This window comes from Dyadobacter sp. CY356 (genome assembly GCF_021440195.1).
In the GTDB taxonomy this organism is placed as follows: domain Bacteria; phylum Bacteroidota; class Bacteroidia; order Cytophagales; family Spirosomataceae; genus Dyadobacter.
The window spans coordinates 1227072-1248701 of the sequence record NZ_JAJTSZ010000002.1; the positions used below are offsets into that span (position 1 = coordinate 1227072).

Genomic DNA, 21630 nt, shown 5'->3' on the forward strand with positions numbered 1-21630 from the left:
TCTATTTTTTCAATCTCACAGCTCTGTCCAGCATATCTGTCGACTGCAAAATCTTGTTTTTCAGATAATAGGGATAATCCGGATTTGATTTCAGAAATGAATTGGCAATTTCCGCCGACTCCTTATCCGAATGACCGGAAAAAGTAACTCCCAGCCATCGTTGCGGAAAGAAAATATCACCGGTTAACTGAATTTCCTGCAAAAGATCCAGCGAAGGTTTCAAATATTTGTTGGCATTTTTAGCCCTGATTGGATGGTGCAAATATCCCAACGCTTCCAGAACCCATGCTTCGTGCTCCCGGTTTTCAGGTTTCTTTAATGATTCAAAAAAAGCATCCCGGACATTTTGATCCGGACTCAAAGCGGGTATTACAAATTTCATCCGTGACTTGCGGTCCGGGTTTTTAGTATCATTTAATTGTTTTTCAAAAACAGCATTTCCATCCCCCTGACCTTTCAAAACCAGTTCATATGCCAAACCAATCTTATCGTCCTCTGACAAAATCAGATCCTTTACTTTCAATTTTTCATTCCATAAAGATTCCACTTTTTTCAGTCCGTCTTCCGTCATGGCGACATTTCTGAAAGCCCGGAAATACGAATTTTTCATACCCTTGTCCTGAGTAGTTTCCAGGAGCGTCCATAAAACTTTTTCTATTCTTTCCTGTTGTCTGGTTCTTTGTGATGCCGTCAGAAATGTCCACCAGATGGTTTGCAGATCGCCCAACAAATTATCTGAAATAAGCGCATTGTTTTCTTTTGGTAAGATATTTAGCAATGTATTAACAAAGAGTTCTGGCTCGGCTCCATCGCCACGCAGAAATCCTTCCCAGATATTGACCAGCATCGCACCCCGGAAAACAGGATCTGTTAACATGGTATCTTTATTGGAATTATAATTTTTCAGAAAATAGTCCTCAGAGACAGAATCCATTTTAAAGTAACCATAACCTTGCCCGTTAGCATTAGGAAAAACCATAGCGGGCAAATCCGGCTTTCTGATACTTTGAGGTTTGTTGTCGATATGAACCATGACGCTTCCCTGCGCAAACAATTCTTTCCAAAATGTCACAACCGGCTGCTGCCAGATACGATCGGAAAGTGAGTCATTTTTCTGCTTGATCAGTATTTCATCTTTATCACCAACAAATTCATATTCCGGCATGCCTGCCGTTTTCACCCAGACATTACTCCAGGTTGCTATATCTTCCGGACTTTTCTTATCAATTATTTTGATCAGATCATCCCATTTGGCGTTGCTGAAAGAAAAAGTTTTCAAGTATTCCTGTAAGCTTTCGCGCATCAAACCTTCACCGATTTTCTTTTCCAACTGACGCATCACAATCGGTGCTTTCTGGTAGATAATACCGCCATAAAGTGTTCCTGCATTTTTCAGATTCCCCAGTTTTTGAAGGATTGGATTGGTACCAATGCTGCGGTCAACTTCATATGCGCCGGGATAATGTGCGAGCAGAAAACGCAGATCATGATTGATTTCCGGGAAGCTCGGATGCACGATTTTGGCAGCCATGAAATTGGCAAAAACTTCTTTAAGCCAGACATCGTTAAACCAATCCATCGTCACCAGATCGCCAAACCACATATGCGCAGACTCATGAGCAATGACACTCGCACGCGCCAGTTTTCGGTTAACAGGCGCATTTTCATCCAGAAACAGAGAAGATTCATTGTAAAAAATAGAACCCGGATGTTCCATTCCACCATATTGAAATGATGGAATCAGGACAAAATCAAATTTCCCAAATGGATACTTTATGGCTGTGTACTCTTCGAGCCAGGCAACAGATTTAGCATGAAGATTAAAAACTTCATCACTATTGCGCTCAACTTTCTTGCGATCTGTTTCACGATAATACATCGTCATTGCTCTTCCACCTACCGTTTTTTCAGTCTTGAAAAATTTACCCGCAGCAAAGGCAAACAGGTAAGAACTGATCGGTTTTGTTTTTTCAAACTGATAAATATTCTGATCTCCGGCAGATTTTTTTTCTTTCAAAATACCGTTCGATACGGCTTCCCAATCTTTCGGAGTTTTTAAGGTAAGGTTATAAGAAGCTTTTAAATCAGGCTGATCAAAAAGCGGAAAACAGGTGGAGGCACGATCCGGTACAAAAAGCGTATATAAATATTCTTCGTTCCTGTTCAAAGAAAGATCTCCCGCAGTAAATGTAATTTCAATCTCATTTTTCCCCTTAACCAATTGATCAGCACTGATCACAATATGCTCATTAACAAAGTCGTAAGCGATTTCTTTTCCGCTGGATTTTACGGCATGTAGAAAACTGCTATCCGCATTAAAATCCATCACAAGCGCCGAATCCAAAGATTTAAGATTAAACGTTACGATTTGTTTTCCTTTAATAACCTGTGTTTTCTGCGAAGGAATTTCCAGTTCAATGTTATATTGAATACTGTCAAGGGTCTTCTTCCGGTATTCATTCAACGCAAAAGAAACACCTTTTTCAGGCATTTCATTTTTTGCATTTTTACAACTTTGACTGATCAGTATAATACTGATGAAAAACAAAAATAGAAAGCGGGTATGCATTAGATCAATATCTTTAAAAACAGGAAATACTCAATCAGAATCTTACTTTTCCTTTAACAAAATCAACTGTGTTCTTTGGCTGTTTTTCAATCCCGGGTTATCATCGGTCACCAATAGTATCTGCCGTTTTTCATTGTCACCCGGCCACCAGGCCATACCTTCCAGATTGTCAACCACAAATGGGAAGTTATCATTGAAGTCAAAAGCGGGTGCAGGATCTTTCTTCAAAGTCGCCCCGTCAACAGTAACCTGCCAAAGTTTTGCCTTTATTTTCTTGGACACTTTTTCATCATAACATCTTTCCAAAACCAATAATTGATTTTCCTTAACCGCCAGAATTTCAGAAATCCCTCCTCTTTTTTCAGTTGTACTTAACGGACAACCGCTTCTGTCTATGACGTAGGTATAAGGAATTGCCTCACTATAACCAGAATTTTTTCTATCAAATTTCCAAAAATGAATGGTATCATTTCCAAATTCTGTTTCACCCTGCCAACCTGCTTCCGGAGCAATCCATACCGCTCCGCTATCGGTAACGGCAATCGCCTCAATCCCCTTATTATCGGCGGGCAGATGCATGGGCGGAATCAGATATGCAGGTGGAAAAGAATCGTAATAACTGACGTATGTTGTGGTATCATTTGTCTCGTTATTTGGCTTGTATTCGTTTTCAACAGCGTATAAAAAAGTGGAATATTTGGGATCAAACCGTATCGCTTCAAACCAGTATCCTGTCTTTTTCGAAATGGCAAGATTCTGTCTATTTTCAAAATCCCGGATGTTACTAATGCTGTCAAAAATGAAATAATTGCCCCTGTCGCTCGCCAGATGCCACTGCTTCTTTGCTGTGATATATTCAATTCCTGAAATTCCGTGTAAAATGCCTGCCGGTTTTTTAGCCAGAATGGTATAGTCAGACAGTCCGAACGTAAGCGATTGCGCCTTTAAGTTTTGAAAACATAAACACGAAAAAACAACTAAAAATAATTTCTTCATCTTAAAAACACTTTGATTGGGGCGCAGACAAAAATAGCACAGATAAGGCAGACATTTGGGAATTATCAGCAAGAAGTTAATAAATCTCATAAATTGCATGTCAAGACAATTAACCGACCTGCCTGCTATCTATGAAACACTTTTTGCAACTTACATCACTCCTGCTAATCATTACATTAATCCCATCAAAAGCACAAAAACTGGGTCCACTTACCGTTGAAAAAATCATGCGTGAACCCAGGATCTGGCTTGGCACTTCGCCGACTGATATATTCTGGTCAAGTGATTCCAGGACCATTTATTTTAACTGGAACCCGGATAAAAATCTGTCTGATTCACTTTACAGCTATTCTCTTTCTGATAAAAAAATCGTTAAAGTTTCACTTTCTGACCGAAAAAAACTCCCGGCAAAGGATGGCAAATTCAACCGTGACCATTCCTTGAAAACCTATGAAAAAGACGGTGATATTTTTGTGTTAAACTATAAAGACTTTACCATTCGCCAAATTACCAATACCGTTGAGAAAGAATCAGATCCATTGTTTAGCGGCAATGAAAAAAGTATTGTTTTTGAACGGGATAACAACTTGTTCGGTGTTGATCTGGAAACCGGATTACTTACCCAGTATACTGATTTTAAAGGTGGAAGTAAAAAAGCGGACGCTAAATTAAGCCCTGAGGAAAAGATTTTAAAAGAGGAACAGCTTGCTATGTTTCAGATTTTGAAGGAACGGAATGAAAAAAAAGACGCCGGAAAGAAACTGGAAAAGGGAGAAAAACCTACTTATCCGAAGGAAATATACATTGGTGAAAAACGCATTCAGAATCAAAAGCTCAGTCCGGACAACCGCTTTGTCACTTACCAACTTGGCCAACCCGACAAATCAGCAAAAACAACTATCATTCCAAATTACGTAACAGAATCCGGATTTACCGAAGATATATCCGGTCGCACAAAAGTAGGTGCCCCGGCCACCAGTTATGAGTTTTGGGTTTATGATATCAAAAAAGATACGACACGAAAATTAAGCGTAGAGAAAATTCCGGGCATACGTGACAAACCTGACTATCTGAAAGATTATCCAAAACAGGATACTGCAAAAGCCAAAGACCGGCCCGTGATTGTCCATAGTCCTTTCTGGTCTGATGACGGAAAAAATGCTGTGGTGGTGGTCAGGTCGACGGATAACAAGGACCGCTGGATCATGGCGTTCAATCCGGATTCATTATCGCTTCGTCTGCTTGACAGACAACGTGACGAGGCATGGGTTGGCGGCCCTGGTGTTGGTGGTTATGCAATGAGCTCGGGTGAAATCGGATGGATTGACGACCGGACAATTTGTTTCCAGAGCGAAGCGTCAGGATATTCCCATCTGTATTCAATTGATATCGTTTCAGGTAAGAAAACGCAGCTCACAAGCGGAAAATTTGAAATTCAGAAATTTCAGTTTTCAAAAGACAAAAAGACGATTTATCTGAGTACCAACGAAGTGAATTTAGGAGAGCAGCAATTTTACAGTATGCCGTCAGCGGGTGGAAAAAGAACCCGGATTACCCAGGAAACGGGAGCTAATGAGGTAACCTTATCCCCTGACGAAACAAAACTGGCTATACGTTATTCATCGGGTAACAAACCCTGGGAGCTTTTCCTTATGGAAAATAAACCATTGGAAAAACCGGAACAGATTACAAAATCAACCTCCGCAGAGTTTCAGTCTTATCCATGGCGGGAAGCAAAGCTGATCACATTTAAGGCTACTGACGGAGCAGATGTTTATGCCCGCATTTATGAACCCAAAAAGTCAAATGGACGCGCTGTGATTTTTGTTCATGGTGCTGGATACTTACAAAATGCGCATAAATGGTGGAGCAGTTATTTTCGTGAATATATGTTTCATAATCTCCTGACGGATCAGGGGTATACTGTGCTCGATATGGATTACCGCGGAAGTGCAGGTTATGGCCGCGACTGGCGTACCGGAATCTACCGTTTTATGGGTGGAAAGGATCTGACGGACCATATTGACGGTGCAAAATACCTAATAAAAAAATACGGCGTAGACGCTAAAAAAATTGGTATTTACGGAGGATCTTATGGCGGATTTATTACCCTGATGGGACTTTTCACAACGCCTGATGTCTTCAAAGCCGGAGCTGCCTTACGGCCCGTTACCGACTGGGCTGCTTATAATCATGGCTACACGGCAAACATTTTAAATGAACCACAAGCCGACAGTATCGCTTACCATAGAAGTTCGCCGATCTATCATGCGGCTGGTTTGAAAAATAATTTATTAATCTGTCACGGTATGGTGGATGTAAACGTTCATTATCAGGACGTTGTAAGATTATCCCAGCGATTGATCGAGCTTGGGAAAAACAACTGGGAACTGGCTTCTTACCCCATGGAGGATCATGGTTTTGTTGAAGCGTCTTCATGGACAGACGAGTACAAAAGGATTTTAAAGCTGTTTAATGAAAAGTTGAAATAAGATAAACACAGGGATTGGGGTTATCTTTGGCCCATCCTAATTTATTTACCTTACCACACATGGAAACGACCCGGGAATTAAGACTTGCCGTATTAATTGATGCCGACAATGTACCTTATGCAAATGTTAAAGGTATGCTGGAAGAAATTGCGATTTATGGCACACCAACTTTCAAACGCATTTATGGCGACTGGACAAAACCTACTTTATCCGGCTGGAAAACGGTTTTGCTTGAAAATGCCATAACGCCGATTCAACAATACAGCTATACTTCCGGAAAAAATTCCTCTGACTCTGCGTTGATCATTGATGCGATGGACATTCTGTACACCGGAAACGTGGATGGGTTTTGCATTGTTTCCAGCGATAGTGATTTTACAAGATTAGCCACCCGGCTTCGCGAGGCAGGTATGAAAGTTTTTGGAATAGGCGAAAAGAAAACACCATCTGCTTTTATAGCTGCCTGTAATAAATTCATTTACATTGAAATTCTGAAAAAGGAAGTAAAACCGGAAACACCAGCTCCTGAAACATCCAAATCGGGAACCGTTATTAAAGAAGAAACGCCACCGGTTGCAAAAATTGATAAAGGACTGATAAAATTGATTTCAGAAAGTATTAATGATATAGCAGACGAAGATGGCTGGATTTTTCTGGGTGTTTTAGGCAATATGATTTTGAAGAAAAGGCCGGAATTTGACCCCAGGAATTATGGTCATAAAAAATTGCTTGATCTGATCCGGTCAATAAAAACGATTCAGGTGGAAGAACGTCATACGGGGAAAAATAATATTTCACATTTTTATGTTAAGGTGAAGTAAATTATTGTTATGATCTTTTATGCGTAATCGCTGGATTTCGTTTATGATGTAAAATAGCAATAATTACAATTTCAGATTTAATGGCATCTATGTAAAAATGAATACCGTATGGAAATAATGCGGAATGAGCAATTCTTACATTTTGGTATTGAATTGCGTAAATGAAAGGATTCTTTTGAATTGTAATAATTGAAGTCTTGATAACTTTTGCGAACCGTTTTTCCAGACCTGGTTTTTGTTGTTTATACCAGATTTTTGCTTCATGAACATCAAATTTAGCCTGCTCAAAGAAAACAATTGAGAATTCCATAATTATATTTCTCTATCCAGTTCATCAAAAAGCTCATCAATAGGTCTCAGTTGTTGAGGATTTTTATTGATTGCATTTATTCGAAGGTCCAGCAGTTCTTTTTGCCAATCAGGAATTTGACTTCCCAAAGTTTCAATATCAGGATAATTTGCCTTTATTAAAGTCCAGTCCTCAATAGTAATGAATACACCCGCACTATTTCCCGCGCCATCTTGTATTACCTGAAATTTCATAGCTATATATTTTCTGAATGATAAACTGCGTCAGTAAAATCTTAATTACCACTAAATTATTGAATAAAATACAAATTCTGCTATAATATTGACAAGCAGGTACATTCTCCTTACCCCGAGTAATTTAAAAAGTAATTTGACTTATATCATGAATTAATCAATTTTCACCTCGTAACACTAAAATAATGAAAAACAATATCTCTGCTTTTAACTTTAACGCGATTCTTTTTGTCTTGCTTAGTAATGTTTGTCTTACCGTGTCAGTTTACGCACAAGTTGGCGTTGGTACAAAACCTGAAAAAGGTGCGGAAGTTTTCATGGATGGCTCACGTAAAATGCTGGATGAGAAATGGACATATTGGAAAGGGCCACGTTTAAAAGCTGAATTGCCTATAAAATGGACTGTTGTTGCGGATCCAACAGATAAAGGTACAGTTATCAATTGTTTCGATGCCGCTGCGGCCGGCGGATTATACGGCTCAGCTGATATTGTAACGAAAAAAGAATTCCGTGACTTTCGCGCGCATGTTGAGTTTTTCATCACCAAAGAAGGTGGCAACAGCGGTGTTTACCTACAAAACCGTTATGAAATTCAGGTACTCGACGGAGATACTACTTCCCACGGTATGGCTGCGATTATTAACGAAACAAAGTCTCCTTACTACGCATACAACGGCGTCGGAAAGTGGAATGCTTATGACATCCAGTTTCGGGCGGCACGTTTCAAAGATGGAAAACTGGTTGAAAAACCTTTGGTAACATTATATTTCAATGGAAAAAAAGTACATACCAACCATTCGATCAGCCAGGTATGGGGTGGACCAAATTCCGGAATTGATGGTGGTAATGATGGTGGAAAAGGAATCACAGACGTGCCAGGCGGATTGAAATTACAATCAGAAGGACACAATGTCTATTTCAGAAATATCTGGATTAAACCGGAAGTGATCAAAGAAGCAAATACTGATTTTTAACAGCCAAACCATATCAATCTCACTTCTTGTGTTATATCACAGCGAAAATATAAGCGGCCGCAGTGCGGTTTAAAAAGAGGGACACAGCGTTTTTTACTAAACAAAAAAACACTGTGTCCCTCTTTTTTTGTCTGTGCCCGCCGTGTCATCTAAACTTCACGAAGGATAGCCGATTTAAAGTTGGTTTCGCTATTTTTGTCAGATGAGAACCAACTTCCTTTTTTCTATCATTTTCCTGTCATTTTTGACAAATAATCTGTTTGCTCAAAAAACATATCTTCTTCGTCCCGACCGGGTTTTTGACGGGCAGGAAATACATGAAAACTGGGTTGTTTTGGTAAAAAATGAAAAAATTATTTCAGCCGGACTGGCAAATCAATTAACATCAGATTCCCAAAACGCAGAAGTTATTGATTTAAAAGGATGCACCTTGTTACCAGGATTTATTGAAGGACACTCCCATCTTTTTTTACATCCTTATAATGAAACATCCTGGGACGATCAGGTTTTGAAAGAATCAAGATCTTACAGAACCGCCCGGGCTACCACACATGCCAGAAACACTTTAATGGCCGGATTCACAACCGTGCGTGACCTGGGAACCGAAGGCGCTGAATATGATGATTTTGGTTTGAAACAAGCTATTAACAACGGAATAATTCCCGGCCCGCGCATGATCATTGCTACAAAAGCATTGATCGCCTCCGGAAGTTATGGACCGAAAGGTTTCAGCAGTGATATCACCACTCCGCAGGGCGCAGAAGAGGCTGATGGACAGGATCTTATTAAAGCTGTCAGAAGTCAGATTGGGAAAGGTGCGGATGTAATCAAAATCTATGCAGATTACCGTTGGGGAGTTAATGGAGAAACGCGACCCACATTTTCGATAGATGAAATCAAACTAATTGTTGAAACTGCGAAAAGCAGCGGAAGGCCTGTTGTGGCTCACGCAAGCAGCGCGGAAGGAATGAAAAGAGCCGTTTTGGGAGGTGTTGAGACAATAGAACATGGCGATGGCGGGACACCCGAAATTTTTAAAATGATGCGCGAACATGGCGTCGCCTTATGCCCTACCCTTGCCGCCGGCGATGCGACGAGCCAGTACAGAGGGTGGAAAAAAGGGACCGATCCTGAGCCGGAAAGAATCAAAAATAAACGGATCACATTTAAAAATGCCATGGATGCCGGGGTTACCATTTGCGCTGGCGGCGATGTAGGTGTTTTCTCACACGGAGATAACGCAAGAGAACTGGAAATGATGGTGGAATATGGAATGAAGCCAATTGAGGTACTGCGTTCGGCGACATACGTTAATGCAAAAGTTTTTCATCAGGACAATCTCGGTCAGATTAAACCAGGATTTCTGGCAGATCTGGTTGTTGTAGAAGGAAAACCGGAAGTTAATATTAACGCAATCCGCAAGGTAAAACTGGTTATGAAAAACGGCGTTATTTATAAAGATTGACCAATTAAAATTTTCATCGAAATAAAGATTCCGCCAAACCAAAATTTCAGTAATGGATAAAAGAGTTGTGTTTGATTTCGAAATAGAATTTACAAATGGCGGCGGTATCCAGGGACAGGATTTTCGTCTTGATATTAATTCAGACACAATTTCTGATACCGAGCTGGCTGATTTTATAATTGCAGATTTACGTCTCCTTATGGTAGGAAAGGTCAATATCCTAAATAAGAAGTATATCGAAGAAAAGCATAAACGAACGATAAAACGTGAGTTCTCCGATCCCCGGTTTATAGATCTTAGCCATGTCATTTTTGACGGATTAATAACCTACAAAGGTTTGCCGGCGCCAATAATTTGTGACTATCTGAGTCGCGAAAAATCAAAATCCAATTATGAGGAAGGAACTGAATTCCAGATTGTAAAAATAGAAATGGTAACCAACACCGGAACTTATATCGACTGCCCATTTCATCGTTTTGAAAATGGAAAAGATCTATCCGAAGTGGAGCTTGGGGCATTCGCAAATCTGGATGCTATTACGGTTTTTGTCCCTGACGTCCTTTCAATCGATGCATCATATTTCCAGAATCTCGAATTAAGAAATAAGGCCGTTATGGTCAGGACCGACTGGTCAATACACTGGAATTCGGATCAATATTTTGAAAACCACCCATTCCTGACCCGGGACGCTGCGGAATACCTGAGGGATTGCAACGTAATGCTGGTCGGCATTGATAGCCATAATATTGATGACACAAGAGGAAAAAGCCGTCCGGTCCATACCACCCTGTTAGGTTCAGAGATTTTAATAGTAGAACATTTATGTAATCTTGACAAATTGCCTCAAACAAATTATCAATTCAGTGCGGTTCCGCCAAAATTCAAAGGTGCCGGAACATTTCCCGTAAGAGCTTTCGCAACACTGCCATATTGAATCATCCGGTTTTTGAATAAAAACTTAAATGTAAAGTATAATATCCCGATTAATCCCGTAATGGGATTAATCGGGATATTATACTTTATCACAATTCATTGATTTATTGACACTTCAAGCGGGTTTTTGAAAGATTTCTTTCAAAACAGAAGATTTCGGTTGCAAGTATTGTGCCAGTAACTTGTGGCACGATCCTTGCATCCCTGACTTCATTACTCAACAGAAAAATTTCATAGTTATAACCGTATGAATTGAAATTATTTATTAAAAACATGGTCAGCACCCGCTGCAAAATGACTGTGCAGCAAAAATTGAATCAACTAGGATTACAAAACTTTACAGTTGATTTAGGTGAAGTAGAAATAGAGGAGAGTCTCACCCCCCAACAACGTGATAAATTGAAACTTTTGCTGTCGAAATCAGGACTAGAACTGATCGATGATAAAAAGACTTTACTTATCGAAAGAATTAAAATTGTCATTGTTGAACTGGTCCATTACTCGGACCAGACACCGAAAATTAAAAATTCGGAATACATCAGTGAAAAACTAAGTCATGATTATACATACCTGGCCAATGTCTTTTCGGAATCAGAAGGGATGACGATAGAGCATTATATCATTGCGCATAAAGTGGAACGGGTTAAGGAGTTGTTACTTTATGGTGAATTAAATCTAACCGAAATTTCTTACAAGCTGAATTACAGCAGTGTAGCTCACTTATCCAGCCAGTTTAAAAAAGTCACCGGGTTATCGCCATCCGTCTACAAGCATCTACAAATCAATCAGAGAAAGGCCCTTGAAAATGTGTGAATAATATAACTAAAATCGAAAATTTTATAAGATAATAGCTTTGTAATAGTTCGTAATTTGAATATGTAAAACTAATTCATCTACATACATAAAACTATTATGACAAAAACTACTACATTACTTCGATGTGCCGCATTAATTTTATGCATGGCCGGAAAGATTTCTGCACAAGCCCCAGCAATTCCTGTTGCATCAGAATTTGGCGTATTTACTGGTAGCGGCGCTATAACAAATAGCGGCGCAACCACAGTAAAAGGAGCTCTTGGGACACGAACAGGAAGTATTACAGGTTCCGCCATATCTTATTCAGGGCAATCTCACATTAATGATCAAACTTCCATAAATGCGGAAACTGAAATTACTAATGTTCTGGCGTCATTTAGTGCCAGCGGAGGTACCTGTCAGACGCTTGGTGCTACCTTCGGAAACGGGGCTACTTTGACTGCTGGTAATTATTGCCTTGGAACTGCCGGCGTATTAACGGGTGATCTTACACTTGATGGCGGAGGAGATGCCAGTTCTATCTTTGTTTTCAACATTGGCGGCGAACTTACTGCAACTGATGCCAATATTATACTGACCGGCTCGGCGACCTGGAACAATGTATATTTTATTGTAAACGGTGCATTTAATCTTAATCAAAATACATCACCGGCAACTTCAATTTTCAGAGGTACTGCAATCACAAGCGGGGTAATAAGTTTGTCGTCAGGATCACGCGTTCAGGGTCGGCTTTTATCAGGTGCCGGAGCAATTAATTTGCAGGGAAATACTATTTATGCAGCAGAAACGCCTCTACCGGTGACTTTGACCAGCTTCACTGCGAAAAAAGGCGAATTGCAAACTACATTATTAAAATGGACAACAACTGCTGAAACAAACAGTGATCGTTTTGAAATACAACGCAGCAATAATGGCAAAGTCTGGAATCCAATCACAACAATATTGGCAAAAGGCGAAAGCACATCACTTTCGTCATATCAATACTCGGATACAAAACCGGAGAACGGGACTAACCTGTATCGTCTGAAAATGATTGATAAGGACGAGACATTTGCATATAGCCGCATTGAAAGCACAGAATTTAAGATGCTGGCTAAAACAGTTTTGTATCCTAATCCGGCGGTTGATTATCTGACACTTAACGTTGACGATATCAGTATGATCCAACGTATTCAGATCAGTAATATTCTTGGTGTAAACGTTTATGACATCACCAAAGCGGCTTCCGATTTATCATCAAAGGTTGATGTTAAAAACCTGCCTTCGGGAATGTATATTGTTAGAATTACAAACAATACAGGAAATATTGCATCCGCGAAGATCGTAAAACAGTAACTACTCAACGGGATTATTATAATTACCTCCACAATGACCTAACCGGTTTATTTCGGATTATTAAAAAGGGAAATCATCAGCCAAAGTTTGCTGATGATTTCCCTTTTTTAATTTAGCTCACTTTTTCTTGTAGTCGATTTTAAAAATCGTACCGTTGAGATCGTCGGTAACATACAAAGCTCCATCCGGCCCCTGGGCAAGTCCGCATGGTCTGTGCTGAATTGGCCCCTCAGGCGCAGCAAGATTCACACCAGCGAAATTATCTGCAAAAATCTCCCATTTCCCCGCCTTACCATTCACAAATGGTACAAATGCAACCATATAACCTTTGTGAAGCGGTACGGATTGATTGTGAAAAGCAATAAACGCTCCGTTTTTATACCTGGCCGGAAACATATTTCCAGTGTAAAACATCAGGGCGTTAGGCCCCAAATGAGCAGGGAATGCGGCAACCGGCGTCAAAGCCTTTTCACCACCCGTTTTTTTCCCGTCACCGCCATATTCAGGAGAAAGGATTTTTTTATTCTGAATATGATCAAAGTAAACATAAGGCCAGCCTGCATCCGCACCTTCACTCAGTTGAAACATCGTTTCGGCCGGTAACTCTGCACTTTGTTTTGCTGTATAATATTGCGGATAGAAGTCGTCAAATTTCCCTCTTCCGTGCTGGGTTGCGAATAAAGTATTCGTTTTTGTGTCCCAATCAATTCCAACCGCATTTTTCAGACCGGTAGTATACCGTTTTCCATCTGCAAAAGTCTGGTTCAATTTACCAGCCTCAAATTTCCATATTCCACCGGCCGAATCAAGAACAGTACATGGCGACATGCCTTTTCCGGTTCCTTTCACCCGGCAATCATCGCTGTATGAGCCAACGGTAACATAGATATTTCCGTTTTTGTCCAAAGCAATCGGTTTTGCATTATCCCGTCCTTTGTCGACAAGACCATCCAATACTTTCTCGGGATTTTCTGTGTCTATTATTTCCTCCTTTTCATTCAGTTTATAACGATAAACTCCTGTATTTGAGGACGAATACAAAAATCCGCCATGAATCCGTATTCCCGTTCCCGGATAATTGCCAAACATTTTTTTGTCATCAATAACACCATCCTTATTGGTATCACGCAAAATATAAATCCCCTTGCCGTCTTTCAATTTCGACAATTTCACATAAATATCTCCGCTTTTCCCAATGGCGATGTGACGCGTAACTCCGAGGTCAGAAGCCAGAATGGTTGCCGAAAAACCGGCAGGAAGCTTTATGTCTTTCGCGACTTCATTAATCTTTTTTCCACTTTTATTATCAGGTTCCGGGAGGCCCCTGTAAGCCAGTAGTGCTCCAATTCCTGCAAAACCGGCAAACATTACGGCAGTTTTTAAAAATCTTCTTTGCATGCGATCCATCAATAGGTTAATTATAAGTTTAACTTTATAAAAATGTTTGAGCCAATAAGGTTGACTTAAAATAATAAAGCATTAAAATAGCGTTTTAATACTCAGACGTGGAGTATCAAATTTAAAATTTGAAGAAATTTCGAATTTTGATGGAATGATTTTTTGAAAAATCAGTTTACAGTATGGCAGTAATATTTTTGAGCAAACAACTTATTAAAACTTCAGCTAACCTTAAAAACAATTGATATGATTATTGATGACGATTTCCCACTCGATGATGAGGATGATGATTTGCCGGGATACCCACTTTATCCTGCGTCTGATGATGTTTTTAGCCGTGGACTGATTGAAGAAGATATTGATCCTGAAGATATAAGCAAAATCAAGGAAGAGTTAGGACTTGAAACGGACGAATGGAACGAGAAAAGTTTTGATGAAGATCTGGTTGGGGACGATCTGGATGTTCCAGGCTCTGACCTTGATGACGAAGATGAAATAGAAGGTAACGAAGACGAAGAGAATAATTATTATAGCCTGGGTGGTGACAACCACAATGACCTTGAAGAAAATCAGGGAGACTAGAATAACGTTACTCTCGCTCGTACAGAAATTATTATCCTGGCCCAAAGCCGGGATATTTTTTTATCCGGATACCCCGGGATCTGCTCCGACACAAAAACGTTAACGTACACAACAATTACATTTTCTAAAATAATTTAATAATATGATGAATCTTGTTCAATATTTTAATTAAACTAATAATATTTCTTTTTTATATATTTTTGTTAGAATATATTTGCTGAAACAGTAATTTTTCTAATATATTATTCTAATGAAATTCCTTTTTACCTCTTTCCTTCTTTCATTGCAATTTCTCTGCATAAACAGCTATGCGCAAAATAAATATGAATTAAATTCCGGTTGGAAATGCAGTCCAATAGCCAAGGTTAAAGAAGATGGTGCAGCCATATCGACTCCCTCCTATTCATTGGGTAACTGGATCCCGGCGGTTGTGCCTGGCACCGTCCTTACTACAATGCTTGAAAATAAGCAGATTCCGGATCCTTTTTTCGGGATGAACAATGAAAAAATACCTGATATCTTCAAAACCGGCCCGGAATACTATACCTATTGGTTTGTAAAAGACTTTAATGAAACAGCAAAAGCCGGAGAGCAGGTCTGGCTTCATTTCCGCGGTGTCAATTATAGTTTTGACATATACCTGAACGGTAAAAAACTTAACAAAAAAAGACACAGCGGCATGTTTTTGCGCCAGTCATATAATATTACAACTTCTCTTTTAAAATCCGGATCAAACAGACTGGCAGTAATTGTTTTCCCTCCTGATGCCGTTGGAAATGCAAACGGCGGGCAGGGCGGTGATGGTACTATTGCGAAAAATGTTGCGCATCAATATGTTGCAGGCTGGGACTGGATTCAACCTATCCGTGACCGGAATACCGGAATCTGGGATAAGGTTTTGATTGAAAAAACAGGAAAAATAAATATTAAAAATCCGCATATCATCACGCTCGTTCCCGGACAAAGAAAACCGGAAGGAGCTCAGAAACCCGCCACAATAAAAGCAACCGCAGAACTGGAAAACCCGACAGAAGCTCCACTGAAAGGTGTTTTACAATATGTTCTGGATGGAAAGAAAATTTCAAAAGAAGTTACCATCAAACCGCGCAGCACTTCGGAAATTGCTCTACCCGATCTTCAACTTGAAAACCCTGAACTTTGGTGGCCGGCAGGTTATGGAACACAACATTTGTATGATTTGAAAATGCAGTTTCTGGTTAACGGAACTGTTTCTGACGAAGAAAACATAAAGGTTGGCGTACGGGAAATTCAGGCGGACTGGAATTCAACAACCAGAAGCAAACAGATATCCGTGAACGGGCAACGCGTTTTCATCAAAGGCGGAAACTGGATTATTTCAGACGCAATGCTTCGTTTTACGGATTCGCGTTATGATGCGGAAGTTCGTTTTCACCGGGATATGAATCTGAATTTATTAAGAATCTGGGGTGGCGCTTTGACGGAGCGTCCGGAATTTTACCAGGCTTGCGATAAATATGGTATTCTGGTGATGCAGGATTTCTGGGGCTCGGGCGATTGTAATGGTCGATGGCTGGATCCTATGAAAAAGGACGATCAATGGGTGCGTCGCCAATATCCGGATGACCACGGATTATTCCTTGAATCTGCCGCAGATCAGATCAAAATGATCCGTAATTATCCTTCACTTGCAATCTGGTGTGGGGGAAATGAAATCACTTTGCCCGTTGATATAATGCTGCCGCTTCGTGATACTATTTTGCCCAAACTTGATGGTACTCGTTGGTTTATTGATTATTCCAATTCGGATGATATGTCGTTCAATTCGATTGGCGGCAATGGCGACGGACCTTATGGAATTCAGCCACTGAAACGCTTTTTCGATTACAAAACCTGGCCTTTCAATTCAGAAATCGGTTCAGTTGGTGTTGGAGATTATGAATCTTTGGAAAGATTCTTGCCGAAAGAAAACATGATTGCCCCTGTTTATTCCGAAAAAACGGGTAAGGAAACCGTAGATTCGGTTTGGAATTATCATAAATATATTGGCTATGAAAACTATGTGTTGCCATATGGGAAAGTGAAAGATTTGCGCGATTTTGGGAAAAAGGCGCAGTTGATTAATTATGATCAATACCGTGCTTTAATGGAAGGTTTCAGTGCCCATATGTGGGATTGGTACACGGGTGTGATCATCTGGAAAACGCAAAATCCATGGACGGCACTTCGCGGTCAGATGTATGACTACTATCTGGATCCGAATGCCTGTTTGTATGGATTACACAACGGAAGCGCGCCTTTGCATGTGATTTACAATCAGGCCGACAGTACTGTAATGATCACAAATAATACCTTCAAACATCAGTACGACATGATGTTGAATATTACCGCGGTTGATATGAACGGAAAAGAAAAAAGCCTGGGACAGGTTTTCGTTGAAATCGGACCGTCGACAACACGTATGATTTTACCAATTAAAAATGAGATACGTGAGCTTGCCAAAAAAGAAGGTATGTTCCTTTCTTTACGTTTGTCGAATACAAAAAAGGAAATACTGAATGATAATTTATACTGGCTGCCAGACGCAGCAGGAGCTTACAGTGGTCTAAATAAAATGCCAAAAGCGGATATTGATGTGCAGGTGCGGCAGTCTGAAAAAGGAAAAGTTGAAGTGACCTTATCAAATCCCGCAAAAAATCCGGTAGCTTTTTTTAACCGACTGGCACTCGTGGATCAGAAAACAAAAAAACGTGTTCTTCCGGTTTTTTACGATGACAATTACGTTTCCGTTTTACCGGGAGAAAAGAAAATTGTGATTATGGATTATCCCCAGACGACCGGAGAATTGCCGATGGTATCAATAGACGGCTGGAATGTGAAAGAGCAGTTTATCCCGATAAAATAAATCTGAAATTTTACAAAATGACATTTTCAGCTTGAATTGCAATGAAATTACCGGAGTAAGTAAGTTTACAAATCCTGATTCTTTTGGAATAAAACAAGACTTATCATGGCTGACTTTGCACCGGAAACTTTTAAGAAGGAATTGATCAATATCCTGGATTATTGGGAAAAATACGCAGTTAACCGTAAAGATGGTGGTTTTTATGGAAGAGTAAATTATGACAACGAAGGAATTGCCGATGCACCGAAAGCGGTTGTGATCACAAGCCGGATCTTATGGACCTATTCAATGGCCAAACGCCTTTTGAACAATCCCAAATATCTGACACTTGCGGATCGTGCTTTTCAGGATCTTTCGATTCATTTTATTGATGCCAAAGAAGGTGGCGTATTCTGGTCGACGGAAGCAAATGGAAAACCGCTTGAAATGAAGAAGCAGGTTTATGGCAATGCTTTCGCCATGTATGGATTGAGCGAGTATTACCGGACCACAAATTTTCCACCAGCACTGGAAAGGGCGAAGGAAATTTTTTATGTGCTTGAAAAACACGCTTTTGACCCTGTCAATGGTGGTTATCGTGAAGCATTTGCAAGAGACTGGTCGGAAACGAATGATTATATTTTGAGTAAAAGTCCATATAACAAAAGCATGAATACGCACCTTCATCTTGTCGAGGCGTATACAAATCTTTACCGGGTCTGGCCTGACAAAACTTTGAAAAAGCAAACGGCAGCAATGCTCGAAGCTATTCTGGATCACATTGTCAACAACGAAACGAGCCGGATGGAGTTGTTTTTTACTGAAAAATGGGAATCAAAGGATAAAATAATTTCATATGGCCACGACATTGAGGCATCCTGGTTGTTGTACGAAACGGCGGAAGTGTTAAAAGATGAAAAATTATTAAAAAAAACCAGGGATCGCTGCATCAAAATGGCCGTTGCTGTGAGTACTGGTTTAAGTCCGGACGGTGCGCTCAATTATGAGTATGATCCTGAAACCAAGCATACTAAATCAGAAAGAAGCTGGTGGGTAGCCGCCGAACAACTCGTTGGATTTTATAACGCATACCAACTTACAAAAATTAACGATTTTAAAATTAAGTCTGAAAGAAGCTGGGCTTATATTGAAAACAAATTCATCGATAAGGAAAGAGGAGAATGGTTTGGCGCGGTAAAGGAAGATGGAACTCCGGTTCGTGGTGATAAGGTTGATTTCTGGAAGTGCCCGTACCACAATGCCCGTGCCTGTGCAGAAATGTGGAAACGTTTGGCAGAAAATGAGAAATAACTGTAATTAATTTTAATTCTTATGTAATAATTAAAAGAATCTTTAAATCATTTAACAATCCTGTTTAATAATATTCTGTTAATAAAGTAAATTTAGATTAGAGTACAATTTCAGCTATGCATTTCTGAGCTATGAAGTTGAAGAACAGATCAGCAGCAGAATTTGATACTAAAAAAATATTTAATATTTTCTAGTCAGTTTGCATATTTCTTGCGTATCCCAGTAATAAAACCTAACTAAATAATATAAATATCTCCGCTACGATGGCAAAAGTTAATCTTGACGTACCCGACAAAGTTCATCTGAAAGCAAAACAGCTTCAACTGGAACTGGAAGAAAATGACCAAAGAATTACTCTTCAGGAGCTTTACAAAGAACTGGTAATTATCGGCTTGGAAGCGATGAAGAAAAAAATGAGTAACGGGCATGTGCTGTCTGATTCAAAAGGCTATACCGCTATTGCCAGTTAACTCGTCACTGAGTCTTATTTATCAGAAATTTCTTTTCTGAATTGTCAAGCCATGTTTCAAAATTTATTGTCCATTTTGAAGGAAGTTCAGGAAAGCTTCCAGGGAAATCTACACCTGAATTTTGATATGGAACATTGGATTCACTCCCTCTTTACTATCATCAAAATAAAATAAGCGTCAAAGAATACAGACAAACTGTAACACTTTGACGCTTATCAATATCATCTTCCTGGCGGATTATTTAGTCTCCTTCCCTCCTGCTTTTATCCAGACATTTATTTTATCTTCCAGAATATTAAGCGGAACACAGCCTGATTCCAATACCTTGTTATGGAATTTCCTGATATCAAAATCAATGCCCGATTTTTCTGCTTTTGTGCGCAATTCACGGATTTTCAACTGACCGATTTTATAAGACAAAGCCTGTCCCGCCGCAGTCATATATCTTTCTACTTCTGCCACAATGCTTTCTTCCGTTTCAGCTTCATGATCCATCGAATATTGAATGGCCTGTTCGCGCGTCCAGCCCTTGGAATGAATACCAGTGTCCACAACCAACCGGATAGCCCGGTGCATTTCAGCACTCAACATTCCGAAATACTGATATGGATCCGTGTATAATCCAAGTTCCTTTCCCAACGATTCACTGTACAAAGCCCAGCCCTCTCCGTAGGCACTGTACCACAGGTTTTTCCGGAAAGGGGGAAGTGCTTTATTTTCCTGTTGCAGAGAACCCTGGTAATGATGACCCGGAATGGCTTCGTGTAAAAACAGACTTTCATCCGAAACAGTATTATATGCTTTAACGTCAGGAATAGGAACATAAAATATCCCGGGCCGCGAACCATCCGGTGCAGCCGGACTATATTCTGCCGAAGCCGATGCCTCCCTGAATGCCTCCGTACGACGAACTTCAAAAGCTGCCTTTGGTGTCAGATCAAATAGCTTTTTCAAATTCGGCTTCATCGTCTCATGAATGGCATTGAAATGAGCGATAACTTCTTCCGGCTTGGTATAAGGCATTAATTTTTTATTTGATCTGATATCATTAAAGAATGCCTTCAAATCTCCTCTAAACCCTACCTCATTTTTCACCTTCAACATTTCTTTCGAAATACGTTCAACCTCACTTAAACCCAGTTTGTGAATTTCGTCAGACGTCATCGAAGTTGTTGTATAAAATTTGATATACGTATCATACAACGCTTTTCCATTGGGAAGATCAGCATATCCGCTGGTTTTGCGACCGGCTGGCAAATATTCCTTTTCCATAAAAACATGGAGGCGATTGAAAGCAGGTATCACTTTTTCCTCTACCATTGCCTTATACTTTTTGGTCAGCCTGGCTTTATCGTCAGCAGAAAAAGACTCAGGGAATTTAGTGACCGGCGTATAAAATAAATGTTGCTCCGTTGGGCCATGGTCAAGATCTGCCAACTGAGGAATTACTTTTTTGATCAAAGGAATTGGTAAAACGTAACCCTTTTTAATCCCCTCACGCATATTGACAATCGCGGTATCACTCCATGCGATAAAACCATCAACCCTTTTCAGCCAGTCATCATAATCATCATTTGTCTGAAAAGGCTGAATACTGCTCCCACCGGCCATGGTGGCAATGGTTAGATGTGTTGACGAAAATTGATTGATGGGCATTAAATGCGTTGGAAAAGCCAGCAGTTCCAGATTGATATTACATTCCCAATTCAACAGGTCCCAACTGGTTTTTTCCTCCTCAGTTAGCTCCTGACGATTGTACTTTGCAAGTTCTGCTTTATATTTTTTATAAAAGTCAACCTGCTGCTGTCTGACATCCTTTGTTAAATCGTTCGGGAAGAGATCATTATAGCGTTTGTCTCCGATCTGCGTTGCTTCAAAAGGATAAAGCGGCAACCTTTCTTCATAATAATTATCAAACATTTCACCAACTGGCGGTAGTAAATCTTCGGAAGCTTTTTGCTGGCAGGCAGACAAAATAACGCTAAGCACAAAAGTCAGAATCAGGCTTTTATTCATACACTAAAAATTAGGATTATGGGTTAAAGAGAAATTCCCTTATCGA

The 21630-nt window shown here is 40.0% G+C and carries 17 protein-coding genes; 11 read left to right on the forward strand and 6 right to left on the reverse strand.

What is annotated here, in order from left to right; genetic code table 11:
- Position 1: 1 nt before the first annotated feature.
- Positions 2–2569, reverse strand: a complete 2568-nt coding sequence (locus tag LXL81_RS11530; RefSeq protein ID WP_234646933.1) for a M1 family aminopeptidase — start codon at positions 2567–2569, stop codon at positions 2–4.
- Between the two features lie 42 nt (positions 2570–2611).
- On the reverse strand, positions 2612–3565 hold the full coding sequence (locus LXL81_RS11535; protein ID WP_234646934.1) for an esterase-like activity of phytase family protein: 954 nt from the start codon (positions 3563–3565) through the stop codon (positions 2612–2614).
- 131 nt (positions 3566–3696) lie between these two features.
- On the opposite strand from LXL81_RS11535, the gene LXL81_RS11540 reads away from it, so the two are divergent.
- Both LXL81_RS11540 and LXL81_RS11545 read left to right on the forward strand, forming a co-directional pair.
- Complete coding sequence (locus tag LXL81_RS11540; protein ID WP_234646935.1) at positions 3697–6057, forward strand: prolyl oligopeptidase family serine peptidase; 2361 nt, start codon at positions 3697–3699, stop codon at positions 6055–6057.
- Between the two features lie 59 nt (positions 6058–6116).
- Positions 6117–6878: an NYN domain-containing protein gene (locus LXL81_RS11545; protein ID WP_234646936.1), complete on the forward strand. Its 762-nt coding sequence runs from the start codon at positions 6117–6119 to the stop codon at positions 6876–6878.
- Between the two features lie 7 nt (positions 6879–6885).
- On the opposite strand, the gene LXL81_RS11550 is transcribed toward LXL81_RS11545, so the two are convergent.
- Both LXL81_RS11550 and LXL81_RS11555 read right to left on the reverse strand, forming a co-directional pair.
- Entirely contained in the window at positions 6886–7188 is a 303-nt protein-coding gene (locus LXL81_RS11550; RefSeq protein ID WP_234646937.1) for a type II toxin-antitoxin system RelE/ParE family toxin, read from the reverse strand.
- Between the two features lie 2 nt (positions 7189–7190).
- Complete coding sequence (locus LXL81_RS11555; RefSeq protein WP_234646938.1) at positions 7191–7421, reverse strand: addiction module component CHP02574 family protein; 231 nt, start codon at positions 7419–7421, stop codon at positions 7191–7193.
- A 185-nt stretch (positions 7422–7606) separates the two neighbouring features.
- Between LXL81_RS11555 and LXL81_RS11560 the strand changes: the two genes are divergently transcribed.
- From LXL81_RS11560 to LXL81_RS11580, 5 genes are all read left to right on the forward strand, one after another.
- Complete coding sequence (locus LXL81_RS11560; protein WP_234646939.1) at positions 7607–8395, forward strand: DUF1080 domain-containing protein; 789 nt, start codon at positions 7607–7609, stop codon at positions 8393–8395.
- A 202-nt stretch (positions 8396–8597) separates the two neighbouring features.
- Positions 8598–9860, forward strand: a complete 1263-nt coding sequence (locus LXL81_RS11565; RefSeq protein WP_234646940.1) for an amidohydrolase family protein — start codon at positions 8598–8600, stop codon at positions 9858–9860.
- A 52-nt stretch (positions 9861–9912) separates the two neighbouring features.
- Complete coding sequence (locus LXL81_RS11570; protein WP_234646941.1) at positions 9913–10794, forward strand: cyclase family protein; 882 nt, start codon at positions 9913–9915, stop codon at positions 10792–10794.
- 311 nt (positions 10795–11105) lie between these two features.
- Positions 11106–11606: an AraC family transcriptional regulator gene (locus LXL81_RS11575; protein ID WP_310589564.1), complete on the forward strand. Its 501-nt coding sequence runs from the start codon at positions 11106–11108 to the stop codon at positions 11604–11606.
- A gap of 99 nt (positions 11607–11705) precedes the next feature.
- On the forward strand, positions 11706–12944 hold the full coding sequence (locus LXL81_RS11580) for an ice-binding family protein (RefSeq protein ID WP_234646943.1): 1239 nt from the start codon (positions 11706–11708) through the stop codon (positions 12942–12944).
- A gap of 117 nt (positions 12945–13061) precedes the next feature.
- Here the strand turns inward: LXL81_RS11580 and LXL81_RS11585 are convergent, their stop codons facing one another.
- The gene (locus LXL81_RS11585; RefSeq protein WP_234646944.1) at positions 13062–14342 is read right to left on the reverse strand and encodes a sorbosone dehydrogenase family protein; all 1281 of its coding nucleotides are present in this window, start codon (positions 14340–14342) and stop codon (positions 13062–13064) included.
- 246 nt (positions 14343–14588) lie between these two features.
- Between LXL81_RS11585 and LXL81_RS11590 the strand changes: the two genes are divergently transcribed.
- From LXL81_RS11590 to LXL81_RS11605, 4 genes are all read left to right on the forward strand, one after another.
- Positions 14589–14924 (forward strand): hypothetical protein, encoded by a 336-nt coding sequence (locus LXL81_RS11590; protein WP_234646945.1) that lies wholly within the window; start codon positions 14589–14591, stop codon positions 14922–14924.
- A 250-nt stretch (positions 14925–15174) separates the two neighbouring features.
- Positions 15175–17808: a glycosyl hydrolase 2 galactose-binding domain-containing protein gene (locus LXL81_RS11595; RefSeq protein ID WP_234646946.1), complete on the forward strand. Its 2634-nt coding sequence runs from the start codon at positions 15175–15177 to the stop codon at positions 17806–17808.
- A 105-nt stretch (positions 17809–17913) separates the two neighbouring features.
- Positions 17914–19098 carry an AGE family epimerase/isomerase gene (locus LXL81_RS11600; RefSeq protein WP_234646947.1) on the forward strand — a complete coding sequence of 395 codons (1185 nt, stop codon included), beginning with the start codon at positions 17914–17916 and terminating at the stop codon, positions 19096–19098.
- Positions 19099–19361: 263 nt separating this feature from the next.
- Positions 19362–19568 (forward strand): hypothetical protein, encoded by a 207-nt coding sequence (locus LXL81_RS11605; protein ID WP_159470070.1) that lies wholly within the window; start codon positions 19362–19364, stop codon positions 19566–19568.
- A gap of 237 nt (positions 19569–19805) precedes the next feature.
- On the opposite strand, the gene LXL81_RS11610 is transcribed toward LXL81_RS11605, so the two are convergent.
- Positions 19806–21584 carry a DUF885 family protein gene (locus tag LXL81_RS11610; protein WP_234646948.1) on the reverse strand — a complete coding sequence of 593 codons (1779 nt, stop codon included), beginning with the start codon at positions 21582–21584 and terminating at the stop codon, positions 19806–19808.
- Positions 21585–21630 lie beyond the last annotated feature (46 nt).